General features: G+C 59.2%; 12 protein-coding genes and 1 tRNA gene. 3 read left to right on the forward strand and 10 right to left on the reverse strand.

All coding sequences use genetic code 11. From position 1 onward, the window contains the following. Positions 1-14 precede the first annotated feature (14 nt). The 5 genes from gatA to BV106_RS21395 all read right to left on the reverse strand — a co-directional run bounded on the left by gatA (position 15) and on the right by BV106_RS21395 (position 4,719). The gene (gene gatA / locus BV106_RS21375; RefSeq protein ID WP_051946148.1) at positions 15-1,463 is read right to left on the reverse strand and encodes an Asp-tRNA(Asn)/Glu-tRNA(Gln) amidotransferase subunit GatA; all 1,449 of its coding nucleotides are present in this window, start codon (positions 1,461-1,463) and stop codon (positions 15-17) included. 52 nt (positions 1,464-1,515) lie between these two features. Continuing rightward, positions 1,516-1,800: an Asp-tRNA(Asn)/Glu-tRNA(Gln) amidotransferase subunit GatC gene (gatC, locus tag BV106_RS21380; RefSeq protein ID WP_038168050.1), complete on the reverse strand. Its 285-nt coding sequence runs from the start codon at positions 1,798-1,800 to the stop codon at positions 1,516-1,518. 159 nt (positions 1,801-1,959) lie between these two features. Next, on the reverse strand, positions 1,960-2,343 hold the full coding sequence (locus tag BV106_RS21385; RefSeq protein WP_038168052.1) for a hypothetical protein: 384 nt from the start codon (positions 2,341-2,343) through the stop codon (positions 1,960-1,962). Positions 2,344-2,360: 17 nt separating this feature from the next. Further along, positions 2,361-3,056, reverse strand: a complete 696-nt coding sequence (locus BV106_RS21390; RefSeq protein WP_265595923.1) for a hypothetical protein — start codon at positions 3,054-3,056, stop codon at positions 2,361-2,363. Positions 3,057-3,087: 31 nt separating this feature from the next. Continuing rightward, complete coding sequence (locus BV106_RS21395; protein WP_038168056.1) at positions 3,088-4,719, reverse strand: hypothetical protein; 1,632 nt, start codon at positions 4,717-4,719, stop codon at positions 3,088-3,090. Positions 4,720-5,030: 311 nt separating this feature from the next. On the opposite strand from BV106_RS21395, the gene BV106_RS21400 reads away from it, so the two are divergent. Beyond that, entirely contained in the window at positions 5,031-6,740 is a 1,710-nt protein-coding gene (locus BV106_RS21400) for a hypothetical protein (RefSeq protein WP_265595924.1), read from the forward strand. A 462-nt stretch (positions 6,741-7,202) separates the two neighbouring features. Here the strand turns inward: BV106_RS21400 and BV106_RS21405 are convergent. Next, positions 7,203-7,278 (reverse strand) — tRNA-Ala (locus BV106_RS21405). A 251-nt stretch (positions 7,279-7,529) separates the two neighbouring features. Beyond that, positions 7,530-8,141 carry a sigma-70 family RNA polymerase sigma factor gene (locus tag BV106_RS21410; protein WP_038168060.1) on the reverse strand — a complete coding sequence of 204 codons (612 nt, stop codon included), beginning with the start codon at positions 8,139-8,141 and terminating at the stop codon, positions 7,530-7,532. Positions 8,142-8,614: 473 nt separating this feature from the next. Here BV106_RS21410 and leuA point away from each other — a divergent pair, with 473 nt between their 5' ends. Beyond that, positions 8,615-10,273 (forward strand): 2-isopropylmalate synthase, encoded by a 1,659-nt coding sequence (gene leuA / locus BV106_RS21415; protein ID WP_038168063.1) that lies wholly within the window; start codon positions 8,615-8,617, stop codon positions 10,271-10,273. Positions 10,274-10,360: 87 nt separating this feature from the next. On the opposite strand, the gene BV106_RS21420 is transcribed toward leuA, so the two are convergent. From BV106_RS21420 to BV106_RS21430, 3 genes are all read right to left on the reverse strand, one after another. After that, positions 10,361-11,023 carry a gluconate 2-dehydrogenase subunit 3 family protein gene (locus BV106_RS21420; protein WP_038168065.1) on the reverse strand — a complete coding sequence of 221 codons (663 nt, stop codon included), beginning with the start codon at positions 11,021-11,023 and terminating at the stop codon, positions 10,361-10,363. A gap of 77 nt (positions 11,024-11,100) precedes the next feature. Beyond that, a complete protein-coding gene (locus BV106_RS21425) occupies positions 11,101-11,592 on the reverse strand; it encodes a hypothetical protein (protein WP_038168068.1) in 492 nt (163 codons plus the stop codon). 14 nt (positions 11,593-11,606) lie between these two features. Continuing rightward, positions 11,607-13,388, reverse strand: coding sequence for a GMC family oxidoreductase (locus tag BV106_RS21430; RefSeq protein WP_038168071.1), 1,782 nt, complete (start codon positions 13,386-13,388; stop codon positions 11,607-11,609). 287 nt (positions 13,389-13,675) lie between these two features. Here BV106_RS21430 and mqo point away from each other — a divergent pair, with 287 nt between their 5' ends. Then, positions 13,676-15,175, forward strand: coding sequence for a malate dehydrogenase (quinone) (gene mqo / locus BV106_RS21435; RefSeq protein WP_038168073.1), 1,500 nt, complete (start codon positions 13,676-13,678; stop codon positions 15,173-15,175). Positions 15,176-15,428 lie beyond the last annotated feature (253 nt).

Genomic DNA, 15,428 nt, shown 5'->3' on the forward strand with positions numbered 1-15,428 from the left:
ACGGCCGAAGCCTCCTACCGGGGCTTTTTCAAATGCCAGGAGGTGGACTGCTCGTAGGCATGGGCCGCGCGAAGCAGGGTGACTTCATCCAGCGCACGTCCCACCATCTGCAGACCCACTGGCAGCGTGGTGCCGCCATCTTCCACGAACCCACATGGCACGCTGATGCCGGGGAGCCCCGCCAGGTTGGCCGGAATGGTGAATAGGTCCGCCAGATAGACGGAAAGGGGATCATCGCTGTGGGCCCCCAGCTTGAAGGGGAGCTCGGGCGTTGTGGGAGAGAGCACGATATCCACCTTCTTGAATGCCTCGTCAAAGTCCTTACGAATGAGGGTCCGGGCCTTCTGGGCTTTCACGTAGTAGGCGTCATAGTAGCCCGAACTCAGCACATAAGTGCCGAGCAGGATGCGTCGCTTCACTTCAGGCCCGAAGCCTTCGGCGCGGGTCGTGAGATAGTGATCCAGAACGTCTTTGGTGTTCTCGGCGCGGTGGCCGTACCGGACGCCGTCAAAGCGTGAGAGGTTCGTGGAGGCCTCAGCTGGTGCGATGACGTAATAGGTGGCAATACCCACGTCGGTGTGCGGGAGGCTGATCTCCTCCACAATGCCTCCCAGACCCTGAATGTGGGTGATGGCAGCATCAACGGCACTGCGAATGCGAGCATCCACTCCATCCACAAGGTACTCCTTGGGCAGGCCAAAGCGCAGCCCCTTGATATCCTGGCCGAGGCCAGATGTGAAGTCGGGCACTGCTGCGTCCAGTGAGGTACTGTCGCGTCCGTCTTTGCCGCAGAGATGGTTTAAGACCAGCGCGGCGTCTTCGACGGTCTTCGTGATGGGGCCGATCTGATCAAGGGATGAAGCGAAGGCCACCAGACCGAAGCGGGAGACCCGCCCGTACGTGGGCTTGATGCCAACGCACCCGCAGAAGGCGGAGGGTTGCCGGATCGAGCCGCCCGTATCGGATCCCAGGGCGGCAATGGCGATATCACCGCCTACTGCGGAAGCTGAGCCGCCGCTGGACCCGCCAGGGACGCGTTCAGTGTCCCACGGGTTCCGGCTCGCGAAGAAGGCGGAGTTCTCTGTGGAGGAGCCCATGGCGAACTCATCCATGTTCAGCCTTCCCAGGCTCAGGGCACCGGCTGCGTGCAACTGGTTTACGCAAGTGGCGTTGTACGGCGCGGTGTAGTTTTCAGCGAGGAACTTGGAGGCGCAGGTGCAGGGGGCACCTTTGACATTGATGTTGTCCTTGATGCCAATGGGGATGCCTCCCAGAGGCTTGCTGATGTCTGCCTTTGCGGCATCCGCCAGCGCACGCTCTGCATCGACCGAGAGGTAGGCCTTGAGGCTGGGATCCTGCTTCTCAATGGAGGTCAGCACATCCTTGACGATGTCCGTCGGAGTGATCTCCTTGCTGAGAAGTTGCTTGCGGAGGGAGGCGATGGATTGAGCGGCGAGGGACACGGGAGAAAGACGAGATGCGGAGTGCGAGATATGGCGGGCGTGAGAGGGGTGGCTATTCCACCACGCGGGAGATCAGGAATTGCCCGGCGGTCTTACGGGGCGCATTGGAGAGGGCCTCGTCACGATCCAGGCCTTCCACGGACACATCTTCACGCCAGACGTCATAGATCGGCATGGCGTGGGCGGTCAATTCAACACCCGACAGATCATGGCCTTCCAAAGTCTCCATATAGTCCAGCACCTTGGCGAGCTGAGCCTCATACTTTACCGCCTCCTGTTCGGTCAGCTTGAGGCGGGCGAGCTTAGCGGTGTGTTGAATGTCGATGTGGTGGGCCATGCGCCCCTAATGGAAAGGCGGAGGCGGCAAAGTCAAGCCTCTGGGCGGTGCCGGGAAGGAAAATGGGGGCCTGCGCTCCAAGCCAAATCGGGGCACAAAAAAGCGGGGTTGCATGACGCAAACCCCGCAAATGGATCGATCCTCGAAGGCTGAGGATGGTTAGAAGCCGCCCTGGGTGCGCATCCACCACTGGTAGAGCCAGGCGCAGGCTCCAACCAAGATGATGGCCGTGACGGCGAACTCTGCCCACTGCACCATCTGTTTGCGATTCCGGGCGCGGGTTTGAGCCAGCGTGAGCCGGCGTTCGCCCTGGGCGAATCCCCGGCGGACGGAAGGCTCGGGAGGAAGGGTGTCGCGGTACTTGATGCGACGCTCCTGGGCCTGACGGGAGGCGGACACGATGTCCATCTCCACCCGGAGGATCCGGGTCTGGAGGTCATCAGATTTTTCCTTGAGGCTGCGGGTGTTGGCGGCCTTGTCCTGCTGCGTCAGAGACTTGGCAGTCTTGGCGGAAGGCTTGCGTACGCGAACGTTGCTGGACATGGGAGTGCGGCTCGGGGTTAGAGGAACAACTTGCCCAGCAGCATGAGCAGGGCGATGCCCGCCAGCAGCGGGAGGGTAAAGGCGAATCCGGCGCGCAGCCAGCTCTGGAAGTCCTGGGGCAGGGCACCGCCGCTCAGCTGGGATCCGGCAAGAAATGAAGCCTGGCTGCTTTCAGGAAGGACCGTCGCAAGCCGGCGGCTCGCTTTGCCAAATTCATTCTCGGCGTCCTCGACCGCGCCGATGGCGCGATCCAGTTCCTCATTCAGATCGCAGCGTTTCCACGCTTCAGGGCGGATGGTCCGGAGGGCCTCAAGGTGATGCTCAAAGGACTCGCGTGCCACCGAGATTTCTTCGATGATCTTCTGCGCGTTGTAGAGCTCGCGCTCCAGGCGGGCAAGGTTCCGGGAAACTTTTTCAGTGATTTCGCGACGACCGGTGGTGAAGCGTTCTTCTTTGAGACGCTGGGCCTCCAGTTCCTGCGCCTCGCGCTGGGTGCGATCCAGCTCCTGACGAAGCTTGAGAAGGGATTCCTGCTTGCTCTTGAGCTCGCTGAACGGATCATCGCTTCCGGATGAAACCGGGGCGCTGTGGTTCACCACTTGACTGTGCCCGTTGGGCTTGGCGGCATAGTCATTGAAGTCATCCGACTCCTCGAAGCGAAGCACCGGTGCTTCCCTGTCATAGTACATCGAACTTGTAGCGGCTTTAGGCATGACAGACGGGTTTGGTTTACCCGTCTAAGTATTACAGCTCTCCTAAGTTTGCGAGGGTTTTCGTACGGCGAAGGGCGAAATAGTATGGAATTCCTCCAATAAGCACTGTTAAGATGAACAGTGCTCCAATTGCCGATGCTTCTAATCGATAAGTATCTTCCATGGGCAACGGAGAAACCGCTCTGCGACCGATCACCGTGGGTACTACCAGGACCGTCATGGCGATGGCAATGTAGAAGAAACTGGCCACCAGACAAAGCGTGCCGCCGAAGCTGGACACGATCTTGGCGGAGTTGGTCTCTCGCAGGTTCGGCAGGAGGGTTCCCAGGGAGAGAGCAAGGGCATTGAGGCCGACCGTCATCAAGACGATGGCTGAGACAAAAAACACGGCCCGATGCATGGGCAGCTTCAGGCTGAAGCATGACACGATCACGAGCAGGGTGGTCAGCGGAGTGGAGGCGGCGAGGTTGAGCCAGAGCTTCTGCCGGATGACGCGGGTGAGGGGAAACGGGGCGAGGCCAAGGATCCACAAACGCTGTCCTTCAAGGCTGAACTGGGGAAAGACGAACCGGGTGGTGAGGGTGGACATGGCCAGGCAGCACACCGTGAGGTTGAGGTGGCTGATGATGGCGCTCCAGGTGGGGTCCTTGTAGTTGTACCCAAGGTTGCGCAGGTTCGAGGTATAAAGCAGCAGCAGGCCGAAGATCAGCGTGCACTGGCCCCACTGCATGGGTTCACGGAGAAACGTCAAGGCATCCTTCCCCACCAGAGCCAGCGTGCTGCGGCGGAAGGGGATGATCCTTCGCAGCAGAAATTCAGGGCGGGATTTGTGATTGGCAAACACCGCCTGACCGTTGGCAATGTTCCGGAGTTCCGAGTGCTGGAGTGCGCGGTTCCACGAAGGATAAAAGTAACGATTCGCCACCAACGCCGTGAGAATCCAGGCGGCCATGGCATTGCTTAACAACAGCAGGGTAAAGAACACCGCCCGGCCCGGAAGCTCCCTCCCGGAGGCGATCACCACCTCCGCGACCCAGGAGCTGGGCAGGAGCGGGTGGGTGCAGATCTGGGTGTGCCCGAGGATCTGGCGCACGTTGCTGGCCACGTCACTGGAGACAAACTGTCCGGTCTCGCTTTCGCGGATCTGCCAGATGACGTAGATCACCATGCTCAGCACCACGATGCCTCCCACCTTAAGCCACCAGGGGCGGTAGAACTTTACCACCGTGAGTAGAAACCAGGTGCTGACATTGGAGGCCAGGGCGATGAGGCACACTACGGCCGCAAGGCTCGAGACATAGAAGAAGGGGCCGGCGTCAAAGATCCGCCCAAACCCGGCCAGAATCGGGGCGCTCAACAGGATGAGTCCCCAGCTGGAGATGAGCAGCCCCTCGATGGTCTTCCAGATCACGATGCTGCCATGCGGCATGGGTAGGCTCAGGTGCCAGCCCGTCTCCTGCCTGCGGAAGAGGCTGATGCCGGTGATGGCGGCGTTGGACATCACCAGCATCAGGAAAAAGAAGAAGAACAGCAGGTACAGCATCCGCTCGGTGAGGAGGGGGCCAAGCAGGGGAAGGGCGTGGACAAAGTTGAGCCCCCGGTTCACCAGCAGGTAGGCTGCTGTCATGTACAACAACATGAAAGCGGAGATGGTCAACGTCATGAGCCGCTTTTCCCCTAAATCTTCTCTTAGGCGGTGTCTCAGGGCTGCGAGATGGGCACGGGCTTGGGCTAGGGTCGCCTTGGCGTGGGTCATTTGTCGGCATTGTCAACCGCCGCCCCCCGCCGGAGCAAGCAAAAGTGCCATTATAGGTATTCTCGATTGGCATTTTTCGGCCATTCATCGGAATTTCTTGATTTAGGCGAATCTTTTGGCCAAAAATGAGCGCTTCGACCTCATGCGGGTCTGAATCGCACTCTTCATTCAATTCGAAAATTATGTTGCATAGTATTATTAGCCTCAAGATGGCCGCGATGGTAGCGGCCCTCGGACTCAATACCGCAGAGTGGTCGAGCCCCTCCCCAGAGATGACGGCCCAGGTGCAGAAGCTGGCCGACGCCATGGGTAATATTTCCTCGGGTGACACGTCCCAGGTGGGGACGGCGGTGAACGAAACGATCAAGAAGATCAAGGATCTCGCCGACACCAAGGGTGACAAGGATGCCCAGTTTGCGGTGGGTCTCTTCCTCCAGCAGAGCAATCAGCAGGGGGCTCTGGAGCAGGCGCTTGATTACTACAAGAAGGCCGCCGCCCAGAATCAGCTTCAGGCCATGAACAACCTTGGCTTCATCCTTGCCGCATCCGGCAAAGAAGAAAAGGTGACGAAAGAAGGGGTGGACTGGATTCAGAAGTCCGCTGACAAAGGCCTGAATGCGGCCCGCCGCAATATGGCCCAAATCCACCTCCGTGGCCTCGCCGGCTACAAAGTGGACCCCAAGGCTGCCGAAGCGCTACTCGAAGTTGCCAGCAAGGAAAAAGACAGCCAGGCCAAGTTTGAGCTCGCCCAGTTCTATCTCGGCGCAGGTGGCAAAGAAAATCAGAATGACGACAAGGCTTGGTCGTTGCTGAATGAGGCTGCAGACCTGGGCAACCCCGGCGCTCTGGCGAGCCTCGGATCCGTGCTGCTCGACGGCAAAAAGATCGGCGAGAAGACGATTACTGCTGATCCTGCTGCCGCTGTGAAGAAGTTCGAAGAACTCGCCAAGCAGAACAACGCCACGGGTCTGCGGATCATGGGCGAACTGCATGAGAGCGGTCTGGCTGGTGTGACCAAGGACTTCGAGAAGGCTCTCGACTTCTACCGCCGCGCAGCCCAGGGCAATGACTCCATTGCTCAAGTCCGTCTTGCCGGCTTCTACGACAAGGGTGTGGACCTCAACAAGGACGACAAAAAAATTGATGTGGCCCCCAACGCTGCTGCCGCTCTTGAGCTCTATCGCCTGGCCGCCCAGAGCAACGTGCCACTCGCCATCTACAATGTGGGCACCTTCTATGAAGAAGGTCGCACCGTGGACAAAGACCCCGCCAAGGCCTTCGCCTTCTTCTTGCAGTCCGCCGTGAACGGTCTGGCTTATGGCATGCAGAAAGCCGGTGTTTACTACCTCAATGGCAGTGGCACCCAGAAAGATCCTGTTGCTGCCGCCGGCTGGTTCGCCCGCGCCGCCGCCGCTGGTCTTCCTGATGGCCTTCTGAGCTACGGTGTTGTGAGTGAGCAGGGGCTCGTGATTGACAGCGACAAAGGCTCCCCCTACCAGGCCGCTGCTGCTTCCTACCTCGCCGCTGCGGATTCTCCTGCTGCCAGCGAGGCAGTGCGTCTTGAGGCATTTGTCCGTCTGGGCAGCCTGCACTTCCGTGGCTTGATGGTTCCAGTTGGTGACGTCGCCAAGCCGGACTACGAAGCCGCCTACGTGTTCTTCAAGCAGGCACAGGAAATCGACGGCAAGAATGAAGTGGTCAAAGGCGCTCTGGATGCCGTGACGAAGGGCAACAAGGCTCTGACTCAGGAGAAGATCCAGAAGGCTGAAGCCACCATCGCTCGTATGAAGGCTGATCGTGAAGCCCGCAAGGCAAAGGCCGCCGCTGATGCCAAGGCTCCTGCGGTGACGCCGCCTGCCGCTGCTCCTGCTGCCGCCCCGGCGGCTCCTGCTGCGACCGCTCCCCGTCGCCCTGCTACCACTCGTTAACTGGCGTTTCAGGAGTCCTTTCCTGAACCACCTCTTCAAAACCCGCACTGGCAACAGTGCGGGTTTTTTTTGTTGGGAGGGAGTGCTGGTCCCAGGCAAATCAGATGGGGCTGTAGGAGGGGGCGGCGTGGAGTGTATTCTCCGTCCTTGGCAAGCTGCGTAAGTCAGCAATGGACCCCGGTCTGGTTGTGGGCACGGGACCTTGCGTCACTTTTCTCTGACGCCATCGACTATTGACTGCCTGACGCTGGGAGAAGTTGACTCAACTTGCCAGGCAGATGAGGGACGGGCCGCGACAGCGTTTGATGCCGCGGCGTGGTATGCAAATTGGGCTCGTTATAGGAGCCAACCTAAGAAGGTCCCAGTGGATGGTGGTTTCCTAAACCGGGTTCAGTGAAACAAGCCGAATCTCGGTTGTTTGCAGCTATTTTGCGGGGAGTCCACCAAACCAATCTTGAGGTTTGGTGGAGCATAGCGGATTCGAACCGCTGACCTTCTCAATGCCATTGAGACGCTCTACCAACTGAGCTAATGCCCCGTGCTGCGGGAGGACGAGATAGTAACACGAACCCAAAAACTGACAAGTGTTTTCTGTGCTTTTTTCTGCGGTTTTTTCAGGGCACAGTCGCAGCGGCTCTCTCTTCAAGGTGATGAAGCTCAACTCCCACTTGGCGCATCCCGCTTCGTCGGGCGCCAAAAGAAAACCGGTGGCGGGTGCCACCGGTCGGGAGCTCGCATCAGATGATGCTGAGCAAGGTGTTTGTGGGAGTGAGAGGGAGCTGACGGGCATTAGGCGGCTTCGCGGCAGAGATTCGATCTGCCCAATTTGCGCACCGCGAGTTCGATTCGGGTTTTTACCGTGCCGAGGGGCAGGGAGAGGCGGGCCGCAATCTCACGCTGGCTCAGACCGCTGAAGAAGGTGAGCTGCACCGCGACACCTTGCTCTTTGGGAAGGTCTGCGATGAGGTGGTCGAACAGCTGTGTCAGTTCATTGTGGCGCACTTCACGATCCACCGTGGAATCTTCGGCATGCTCCACCACAGGTTTGATGGACTCCTCGTACCGGTTGGTGGCTTTTTGATAGGAGGTGAGCTGGCGAACCCGGTCCAGTGCGCGGCGACGGGCGATGGTAATCAGCCATCCCAGCAGCTGTCCCTTCTTGGCGGAGAAGGTGGCGGACTGCTTCCAAACTTGGATGAAGACGTCTTGGAGCACATCGTCCACGTCGGCATCCACACCGACCACGCGACCGATGACGCCACGCAAAACCGGGCGGTGGCGCTGATAAAGAATTTCAAGTGCCTTCTGGTTTTGTTCCTCGGTGATCAATGCCATCAACGATTCATCGTCAAGGAGTGCAAGTTCAGCGGACGAGGTTGTGGGGAACGGAATGGTTTTCATGGGAGAAGTAGGGGAGGGGGCTTTGGAGGTGGTTCACAACGGGTGTTGCGACATGGCATCCTTATGCACGGCGCGTGCCATCCTGCTTGTGTGTGTTGTAACATGTTGATATCCAATGCTTAATGGATTGGATGGTTTCTGCGGCGTTCTGAGGGGGAGCCTGTTTTTCGCTCAGGATGCACGGAGTTTATTGCGTTTTGCATGCTGAACTTGACGGGTCTTGTCGGTGAGGTGCCCAAAACGCGCCCCAGATGTTTTTCTAGACAAAAGGAACGGGATGCATAGTCTGTGGCTCTCTCATGTCCTTGACAGTGCACAGCCTGAATCTTCTTCCCGGTCTCCTGCGACTCGGGTTGGCGGCCCACTGATCTCTCCCCTCCCGCCACCCATGAAGGTGGCCTCATACATCGGTTTCTCTTTGCCTCCTGCTTGTCAGGGGCGCGTTTCTCTTCATTTATTCTATTCCCATTTCCATGTTTGTTCCCGCTTCTCAAAAGTACAGTCCATTTCCCGCCATCGATCTGCCTGGCAGACAATGGCCCTCTCGAGTCATGACCCGCGCACCCCGTTGGTGCAGCGTGGATTTGCGTGATGGCAACCAGGCGCTGGCGGTGCCCATGAATGTCTCCCAGAAACTGGAGATGTTTGATGCACTCGTGAAGTGCGGCTTCAAGGAGATCGAAGTGGGTTTCCCCTCCGCCTCCAATACGGAGTTCGCTTTCAACCGTCGCTTGATTGAAGATGGACGAATCCCGGACGACGTGACCGTGCAGGTGCTGGTGCAGGCGCGTGAAGACCTGATTGAAAAGACGGTCCAGTCGCTGATCGGGGCCAAGAAAGTCATCATTCATCTGTATAACTCCACGTCGCCAGCGCAGCGCCGCTATGTCTTCGGGATGGAGAAGGCGGACATCGTGAAGATGGCCGTGCGCGGTGCGCAAATGATCAAGGATCGGCTGCCACGTCTGGCGGGATCCGATGTCTCGTTGCAGTACTCTCCCGAGAGTTTCAGCGCGACGGAGGTGGAGTTTGCCAAGGAGATCTCTGAGGCGGTGATCGATGTGTGGCAGCCTACGCCGGAGCGGAAGATGATTCTGAATCTGCCGGATACGGTGGAGGTCGCCATGCCCAATGTGTATGCGGACCAGATCGAATGGATCGCCACCAACATTCGCAATCGCGAATCTCTGGTCATCAGTCTGCACACTCACAATGACCGTGGCACTGGGACAGCGGCCACCGAGCTGGGCCTGCTGGCTGGGGCTGATCGTGTCGAAGGCACCTTGTTCGGCAACGGTGAGCGTACGGGCAATCTGGACATCGTTCAGGTGGCGATGAATCTCTACATGCACGGCATTGATCCAGGGTTGGACTTCTCGAACCTGAATGCCCTGCGCGAGGTGTATGAGCGCTGCACTGGCATGTCAGTGCCTCCGCGCCATCCCTATTCCGGAGAGCTGGTATTCACCGCCTTCAGCGGTTCCCACCAAGATGCCATCAAGAAAGGGCTGACTGGCTGGGAGCAAAAGGGCGGCGTCTGGGACGTGCCTTATCTGACCATTGATCCCAAGGACATCGGTCGTGAATACCGTGAGGTGATCCGTGTGAACAGCCAGAGCGGCAAGGGCGGCGTGGCCTACCTGTTGGAGGCCGAGTTTGGGATCGAACTGCCGAAGGATTTGCAGCGGGAATTTGGTCCGCTGGCCAATGATGAGGTGGATCGCCTGGGGCGCGAAGTGACCGCTGCCGAGCTCAAGTCCATGTTCTGGAACGAGTATATCGAGCGTGAGCAGCCGTTCTCTTTGAAACACTTCCATGCAGATGGCACCACGGGAGTGTTCCGCTGCCGCGCTAGCGTCTTCCGGGACGGGCAGGAGGTGGAGGTCACTGGCGAGGGCAATGGCCCTATTGCGGCGTTTGTGGATGGTCTGGCCAAGAGCGGGGCTCCCGCCTTTGAGATCGCGACCTACCGCGAGCAGTCATTGAGCGAGGGCACAGGCGCCAGTGCGTTGTCCTTTATCCAGATCAAGCTGCCTGACGGCAAAAGCGTCTGGGGCGCAGGGGTGGATACCAACATCGAGCTGGCTTCCATCAAGGCTGTAGTCAGCGCTGTGAACCGGGCGATGAAATAGTTCAGCGGAGCATCGCTCCCAAATGCAAAGCGCCCGCTTCCTGTTCGGAGGCGGGCGCTTTTGTTTTGTCGCAGGTGGATTTCAGCTTCAGACCACGTCTTCCAGGCCCAGCAATTTGATCACCTCTTGAGGTACACCAGGGTAGTCACCAGGGAGGCTGATGTTCCCCACGTAGCCCAGTTGTTTCCAGGTGGCGCTGTGGGTGTAGTAGCCACCCAGAGCGAGCTTGCGGAAGAGTCGGAAGAAGCTAACTCCCACCTTGAGGCCGGGTTTGACGTCTGCAGGGTTGCAGATGTCATCCACGATGGCCGTTTGTTGGGCCGAGGTCAGCTCCACGAAGGTCTTTTCAAACCGCCGGAAGCTCTCGGTATTGAGCCAGCCCAGGCCGCCACGGATCACATCGCAGTCGTCCTTCTTGTCATCATAGGGGGCGCTGCACCATTCGTTGATGAAGTCGTGCACGCCCACCTCGCTCGCGGCGGGGCCGAGGTTGTCCTTGGGCAGGATGATGTCGGCGAGGACTTTGGTCGTGTTCAGCTCTTCGGGGGAGAAGAGCTTGGTCCACGGATAGACCGCGGGCTTCATGTAGTCCGGGTCGTGAATCGGACTGCGGGTGGATATTGCCGGAGGCGAAGGTTCCGTCTCATTGGGAGCGGCCAGCACGGCTGGGGCTGCGGCGGTACCGGCTGCGGTGCCGGCAAACCACTTTAGGGCGTCGCGGCGGGAAAGGGGGGCACGGTTGTCAGACATGAGAAACTAGGAGAATAAGAAAGGTTTGGGAGCGGAGGGGGCAGAGAGGGGCGATGGCATCAAGAGATCCATTGAGGCTAACCTCCGGCCCCTTTGGAGTTTTGGATCCCGAGCATCATGGCAGCTGCCAGATCCTTCAGTTCCTGCTCGGTGAAGATCCCAGAGATCTCGGCTTTGCCGCCGGTGATGGATGAGTGGATGATGGGCGCAGTCAACACCTTGTCATTGGCGAGAATGGCCAGGCGCTTTCCGATCAAGGACGTGGTCAGTGCCGCGAACTTTTTGGAGCCGGAGTCGGTGAATTCGATCATGAGCCTCCATTGCTGTCCGACTGGGGCGTCTGGCGATTGGACCACGCGAGCTTCCTTGATGTCGGTCGAGTCCATGCTGGGAGCCTTGCGGATCAGCAGCTTGTCCTTTGATTCGTCGGGTCCCGTGACAGAGATGACATCATCCGCAGGGCTCTCCATCACCTCACAGAACTTGATGATCACTGGCTCAGCTGCGTCACCAGCAACCGCCAGCAGCAAGCTGGCGACAAGAATGAGAGATCGAGTGAAAAGGGCCATGGTCGGGCTGATGGTTAGATGTTTCCGCGCTTCATTTCCTCCATGAGGTACTCGCTGCCACGCCAGGCGAGGGCCAGGATGGTGAGAGTCGGGTTTTTGTCCGGGTTCGAGGGCAGTACGGACCCGTCCATGAGGAAGAGGTTCTTCACCTCCCAGGTCTGGCAATACTGGTTGGCGATGCTGGTGGCTTCGTCCGGACCCATGCGGGCGGTGCCCACCTCGTGAATGATCTCGCCCGGGCGTTGGATGGCATCCCGGCCGGACTTGGGCTTCGCTGTGCCTCCCATGAGGTCAATGAGCTCCGCGAAGGTCTGCTGCATGTGCTCAGCCTGTTTGATCTCGTGATCGCTCCACTTCCAGTGGAAGCGCAGGACGGGGATGCCCCACTGGTCCACCACGGATGGGTCCAGTTCGCAGTAGCAGTCCTTGTTGGGTACCATCTCACCGCGGCCGGAGAAGCCAAAGCTGGCTCCGAAGTATCGACGGGCATCTTCCTTGAGCTTGGTCCCGTAAACCCCGGGTGATTTACTGTCCAGCACGCCCAGGCTGCCCACGCTGGGCATGCGGCGTCCGCCGCCCATCTCAATGTGGTAGCCGCGGGCAAATCCGAGCTTGTTATGATCACGAACCAGCCACCAGGGGGTGTACACGTGAATGCCCCCGGCGCCGTCCTCGTTGAAGGGCGGCAGGTTTTCCAGGGCAGGGATGTGCGCACCCAGATTGGTGCCGACGCTGTCCATGAGGTTCTTGCCCAGCTGCCCGCTGGCATTGGCCAGGCCGCTGCCGTCCTTCCCCTTGGAATTCATGAGGATGCGTGTGGTCTCGCAGGTGCTCGCCGCCAGGATCACCACGCGTGCTTTGGCAACGGCGTCCTTGCGGGTCACTTTGTCGATGTAGTGCACCCCCGTGGCGCGGCCGTCTTTGCCCACGATCACCTCGCGGACCATGGCGTCAGTGATGATGTCCAGATTTCCGGTCTGCAGCGCTGGCGGGATGAGCACCGTCGTGCTCTGGAAGTTCGCCCGGATGGAACAGCCGCGGATACAATCTGTGGCCCAGAAGCACGGGGCACGCATGGACATGTCCGTGCCCATGATCTCCTGCGCCTTGGGATTGTTGGGGAAGAGTTCCTTGGCGATCTTGGGCCCGTTCATGGGCTTGGTGAGCACCGCGCGACGGGCGGCCACGATCGGCACGCCCACCTTTTTGCCCGCCTTGCGGGCCAGCAGATCACCCACGCGAGGTTTCGGGGCAGGTTGCAGCACCCCTGGTGAGGAGTCCGGTGCATTCTCGATCCCGCAGTTCTCGCCGTACACACCGATGAGCATCTCGGTCTTGTCGTACCATGGCGCGATGTCGTTGTATCGGATCGGCCAGTCGTAGCCCAGGCCATCGCGTGACTTGGGGATGAAATCATGTTCACCAAACCGGAGAGAGATGCGTCCCCAGTGATTGGTGCGGCCACCGAGCATGCGGGCACGCCACCACCAGAAGGAGCCTTCCGTTCCATTTTTGTTCGTGTAAGGCTCACCAGGAACCTGCCAGCCGCCGCCTACAGTCGCGTCATAGTAACCAAAGAAACGGTCCGGTGTGCGGTCACCTCTCAGGGGGGCCATCTCCGGTGTGTTGAACATCGGAGTCTCCTTCATCGGCTCGTAGTTGCGCCCGGCTTCGAGCATCAACACCTTCATGCCGTTCAGAGAGAGTTGCAGGGCGGCCATCCCGCCGCCCGCACCGGAGCCGACGACGATGACATCGTATTGTGGTTGAGTCTTGCGATCCGTCAGGAGTGCCATGGAGGAGGGGAGGGAAAGAGGTGAGGAAAGCTCAGAAGGGGCGGAAAGTAACGCGCACCGGTCAGGCTCTATTGCAATTCAGAGCAAGGAACGCAGCCGGGGGCAAGGTGAAACCACAAGTCTGGACCGAATGGTGGGGCGGCGAGAGGCGGCTTCTCTGGGCCAAAGTTTGAGTTGCCCGGGGAGTCAGAAGTGTCTTTTTGATCAGGTTTTGTCACCACTGGCTGCAAGAGTTTGGTTGCTGAGACCCTTGATCTCAGGCGAGCATCCTCCGTCCGACCGCACCCATGAAATATAACACCCACATCGAGAAGCCTGACATCATCCTCATCGGCAGCGGCATCATGTCGGCCAACCTCGGGGCGATGCTGAAGCGGCTGGATCCGCGCCTCTCCATCCAGGTCTATGAGGTGACGGAAGATCTGGCCCAGGAGAGTTCGCACGGCTGGAACAACGCTGGGACAGGCCACGCCGGGATCTGCGAACTCAGCTACACGCCCAAACGGGAGGCAGACGGCTCGGTAAATGTGCAGAAGCTCATCGACATCTTTGAGCAGTTTGAGCAGTCCAAGCAGTTCTGGAGCAGCGCCGTGGCCAGCGGCATGATCTCAGGACCCAAGGAATTCATCAATCCGGTCCCTCACCTCAGCTTTGTGCACGGGCAGGAGATGGTGGATTTCCTCCATGCCCGCTGTGACGGGATGGCTGCGCATCACTTCTTCCGCGGCATCGAGTACACTACAGACCGGGAGGTCATCGCGAGCTGGGCACCGCTGTTGATGGACGGGCGGGGGGATGAACCGGTGGCTGCCACCAAGATGGACAACGGCACGGATGTGAACTTCGGTGCTATTGCCAGGAAGCTGCTCAACTGGCTGGGAGCCCAGGATCGCTGTGGTATTGCCTCAAACCACCGGGTGACAGACCTTAAACGTGGTTCTTCGGGCTGGACGCTGGAGATCAAGGATCTGGCTACGGGCCAGGTTCGCACCAATGAGGCCAAGTTTGTGTTTGTGGGAGCAGGGGGCGGGAGCTTGCCCCTGCTGCAAAAGTCAGGCATTCCGGAGGCCAAAGGGCTGGGAGGATTTCCTATCGGTGGGCAGTGGCTCATCTGTGACAATCCAGAGATCGTGGAGCGCCATCAGGCCAAGGTCTACGGCCAGCCGCTGGAAGCTGCACCGACCATGGCCGTGCCGCATCTGGACACCCGCATGCTGGATGGCAAGAAAACCTTGCTGTTTGGTCCGTTCGCAGCATGGACCACCAAGTTTCTCAACAAGAAGGGAAGTCTGCTGGATCTCCCTGGTTCAATCCGTCCGGACAACCTTTTCACTCTCGTGAACGTGGGGTTGCACAACCTGAGCCTCGTGAAATACCTGGTACAACAGGGCACTCAGAGCATGCAGGATCGCCTGGATGTCCTTCATGTCTTCTATCCGGCCGCGCGTGAGCAGGACTGGAAGCTCATTGATGCAGGGATCCGGGTGCAGGCGATCAAGAAAACGGATGGCAAGGCGGGGATTGTGCACTACGGCACAGAGGTCATCACCAGTGATGATCTCAGCCTTTCGGCCCTGCTCGGCGCTTCACCGGGGGCCTCCGTCTCTGTCAATATCGTGCTGGACGTCGTGAAGAAGTGCTTTCCTCACCTGCTAGACTCCCCCGAAGGCAGCCGCCGCATGAGCGAACTGATTCCCACCTGGAATCTGGACGTGCGGAAGCCGGAAATGGCGGAGCAGTTCCACGAGATTCGCCGCAGGGTGGATCAGACCTTGCAGCTTGGTTGATTCCTGCCGCGCAGGGGAGGGCGAAGCGGCGAGAATTGGCAACTTTGCGTCTTGCGCCTTGAAGAGACGTATCTCCTCAAGATACTAGCGCTCCTTTGAATCCCGTCGCCTCCCCACCATCCACTGCCACCCCCTCCCGTCTGCTGTATGCCACCAGCGCGGGACTGGGAGGTGCGGGGTTGAATACGACGTCCTTGGAAGGGGTGCTGGCTTCGTCAAGGGGTGGATACCTGAGCAGGGCCGTCTGCTACGC

Origin of the sequence: Verrucomicrobium sp. BvORR106 (assembly GCF_000739655.1) — a bacterium.
Lineage (GTDB): Bacteria > Verrucomicrobiota > Verrucomicrobiia > Verrucomicrobiales > Verrucomicrobiaceae > Verrucomicrobium.

Excerpts from the sequence above, each read along its gene's own strand:
- BV106_RS21410 (WP_038168060.1), bottom strand. The coding sequence starts at position 8,141 with ATGAAAACCATTCCGTTCCCCACAACCTCGTCCGCTGAACTTGCACTC.
- gatC (WP_038168050.1), bottom strand. The coding sequence starts at position 1,800 with ATGGCCCACCACATCGACATTCAACACACCGCTAAGCTCGCCCGCCTC.
- BV106_RS21425 (WP_038168068.1), bottom strand. The coding sequence starts at position 11,592 with ATGGCCCTTTTCACTCGATCTCTCATTCTTGTCGCCAGCTTGCTGCTG.
- BV106_RS21420 (WP_038168065.1), bottom strand. The coding sequence starts at position 11,023 with ATGTCTGACAACCGTGCCCCCCTTTCCCGCCGCGACGCCCTAAAGTGG.
- BV106_RS21395 (WP_038168056.1), bottom strand. The coding sequence starts at position 4,719 with ATGACGTTGACCATCTCCGCTTTCATGTTGTTGTACATGACAGCAGCC.
- BV106_RS21390 (WP_265595923.1), bottom strand. The coding sequence starts at position 3,056 with ATGCCTAAAGCCGCTACAAGTTCGATGTACTATGACAGGGAAGCACCG.
- mqo (WP_038168073.1), top strand. The coding sequence starts at position 13,676 with ATGAAATATAACACCCACATCGAGAAGCCTGACATCATCCTCATCGGC.
- BV106_RS21400 (WP_265595924.1), top strand. The coding sequence starts at position 5,031 with ATGGTAGCGGCCCTCGGACTCAATACCGCAGAGTGGTCGAGCCCCTCC.
- leuA (WP_038168063.1), top strand. The coding sequence starts at position 8,615 with ATGTTTGTTCCCGCTTCTCAAAAGTACAGTCCATTTCCCGCCATCGAT.
- BV106_RS21430 (WP_038168071.1), bottom strand. The coding sequence starts at position 13,388 with ATGGCACTCCTGACGGATCGCAAGACTCAACCACAATACGATGTCATC.
- BV106_RS21385 (WP_038168052.1), bottom strand. The coding sequence starts at position 2,343 with ATGTCCAGCAACGTTCGCGTACGCAAGCCTTCCGCCAAGACTGCCAAG.